Genomic DNA, 2,596 nt, shown 5'->3' with positions numbered 1-2,596 from the left:
TCGCCTGACAACGGCTCGGAGAAGCTACAGCGGGGCCGACTGATGCCGCAAGCCTTATTCCGTCCCTGGCAGCAAGGACTCGCGCTGCCTCGACCATTCATCGGGGATCTGCACTCGCAGCGACTGAAGCGTCAGGCCCGGGGGATGCCGTGCGTCGAGTATCGCCTCGACAAGATCGGGCGCAAGCTGCGTCAGCCGAAGCACACGCGTGAGGTAGGAGACAGCGATGCCTTCCTGTGCGGCGAGGTCGGCTACCGTGGCAAAGTCACCGTTGTCGAGCATCCTCTTCCAGCGGAACGCGCGCGCAAGCGCCTTGATGAGCGTATCGTCCGGCTTCCCGCGCGCTTGGTTGCCTGATGGCCGCTGCATCTCTTTCCGCCCGCCGCGCTTCACGATGCGGAATGGTACGTGGATTGTGACCGTCTCGGGGACCGCCGTCGCGCGGGTCATGCCGCTGCTCCGATGCTGCCAGACAGCATCTCGCGCGCGAGCCCTCCGAGGCCGTCCATCCGGAGCCGGAAGTTGAGCCCGTTCGTGCCGATATCGACGCGCTCGACCAGCAGCGTGACAATGCGCGCCTGCTCGGCGGGGAAGAGTTCGTCCCACAGCGGGTCGAGCTGCTGCAAGGCCGCGCGTGCGTCGGCCTCGGAGATGTCTTCGGCGTAGGCACGCGCCGCCTTCCAGGTCCCCGCAACAATTTCCGGCTGGCGGAACACGGCGCGGAGTTGGTCTATGACGGCGCCCTCGATCTCGCCCGCAGGCACGCGGCCGACCGGGCAAGATCCTGCGCCGTGCTTCAGCACGGTCTGGCTGATGTAGTAGCGGTACAGCCTGTCGCCCTTGCGGGTGTGCGTAGGTGAGAACGCGGCGCCATCGGGACCGAAGAGAAGCCCCTTCAGCAGCGCGGGCGTGTCGGCGCGTGTGCGCGCGGCGCGCTTGCGCGGGCTCTCCGTCAGGATGGCGTGGACGCGGTCCCACGTGTCGCGGTCGATGATGGCATCGTGTTCGCCGGGATAGCTCTCGCCCTTGTGGACCGCCTCGCCGATGTAGGCGCGGTTGCTCAGCATGCGGTAGATGTACTTCTTGTCGATCGGGTTGCCGCGCGGCGTCCGGAGGCCGTGCGTGCCGACTTCCCGCGCCAGTTCCGTGCAGGACCCGATCTCGAGAAAGCGGGCGAAGATCCAGCGCACATGCGCAGCGTGCTCTTCGTCGACCACCAGCTTCCGGTTCTCGAGGCGGTAGCCGAAGGGCGGCACGCCGCCCATCCACATGCCCTTCTTCCGGCTGGCGGCGACCTTGTCGCGGATGCGCTCGGCCGTGACCTCGCGCTCGAACTGGGCGAAAGACAGCAGGATGTTCAGCGTCAGCCGTCCCATGGAGGTCGTCGTGTTGAACGACTGCGTGACCGAGACGAAGGTCACCCCGTTCCGGTCGAACACCTCGACCAGCTTGGCAAAATCCGCCAGCGAGCGGCTGAGACGGTCGATCTTGTAGACCACCACCACATCGACCAACCCGTCCTCGATGTCCTCCAGCAGCCGCTTCAGGCCGGGCCGTTCCAGCGTGCCGCCCGAGATGCCGCCGTCGTCATACTGATCGCGGACCAGCACCCAGCCCTCGGACCGCTGGCTGGCGATGTATGCCTCGCAGGCCTCACGCTGGGCGTGGAGCGAGTTGAACTCCTGCTCCAGCCCTTCCTCGGAGGATTTCCGGGTGTAGACGGCACACCGCAGCTTGCGGACGACCTTCGATTTATCCGGCGGCTTCGTCACTTCCGCCCCCTGTGGTTCTTGAGCCCGAAGAAGACCCAGCCGTTCCAGCGCGTGCCGGTGATCGCGCGGGCGATCGCGGACAGCGACTTGTACGGCCGCCCCTGCCATTCGAAGCCGTCGGCAGTTACGGTGACTATCTGCTCGACGCCCTGCCACTCGCGGAGCAGCCGCGTGCCGGTGATCGGGCGGTCGCGATCGGCGCGGATGCTCCGCTTCGCCCGGTCGCCGCCGTCAAGTTCCTCGCCCAGCCGCTCAAGGCGCCGGATCGTCTCCGGCTTCAGCCCGCCATAGGCCAGTTCCTGGATGCGATAGGCGATACGGCTTTCAAGGTAGCGGCGGTTGAACGGCGGCGGCTCGCTGTCGAACAGGTCGCGCCACTGTTCCTTCAGGTCGGGCGTCGGTGTGGTCTTGAGCGCGGCCAGGCGCGCTGGGATGGGATCGGGTTTGTTCATGCATTTCTCCGGCGAGTTGGAGTTGCATGACGGCATTGGTCGGGCGGATAGTGTAGGCAACGTTCTCCAGTATCGTCAGATACTTCGTTCGTCTCCCGCATCCGCAACCGGACCAGCCCGAGCGCCAACAGGCGGCATAGCTCGGTGCGCCGCTCAGCGGCGCTCATCTGGTCGGGAGGGAGCGGGTTCGGGCGTTTCATGTTTCGGTGGCCATGATCGATGGTGTGCTACCGATCAAAAGCCACCCAGCTGCCTAGGACGGGACATCTCAAAGGAACGGGATGCGGAAATTCGAACAGAGAGAGAACATCAGGGCTTGCCGATCACGGATTTGTCCATGATTATCGCAGGTTGAATCAATCGAGAGCAGTA

The 2,596-nt window shown here is 65.4% G+C and carries 3 protein-coding genes; 1 reads left to right on the top strand and 2 read right to left on the bottom strand.

Features of this window, described 5'->3' with window-relative positions; translation table 11 throughout:
• Positions 1-357, top strand: a 357-nt coding sequence (locus A6302_RS23765; RefSeq protein ID WP_210183415.1) for a hypothetical protein, incomplete at its 5' end; no start/stop codon positions are given.
• A gap of 89 nt (positions 358-446) precedes the next feature.
• Here A6302_RS23765 and A6302_RS19980 read toward each other — a convergent pair.
• Complete coding sequence (locus A6302_RS19980; RefSeq protein WP_210183414.1) at positions 447-1,880, bottom strand: recombinase family protein; 1,434 nt, start codon at positions 1,878-1,880, stop codon at positions 447-449.
• Positions 1,769-2,224 (bottom strand): DUF2924 domain-containing protein, encoded by a 456-nt coding sequence (locus tag A6302_RS19975; protein WP_069308481.1) that lies wholly within the window; start codon positions 2,222-2,224, stop codon positions 1,769-1,771. Before A6302_RS19975 ends, A6302_RS19980 begins: the two co-directional genes overlap by 112 nt.
• Positions 2,225-2,596: the final 372 nt, after the last annotated feature.

It is taken from the genome of Methylobrevis pamukkalensis (assembly GCF_001720135.1).
In the GTDB taxonomy this organism is placed as follows: Bacteria; Pseudomonadota; Alphaproteobacteria; order Rhizobiales; family Pleomorphomonadaceae; genus Methylobrevis; species Methylobrevis pamukkalensis.
The sequence above is the reverse complement of the archived record's forward strand: the minus strand, read 5'-3'. Positions and strand labels throughout refer to the sequence as shown.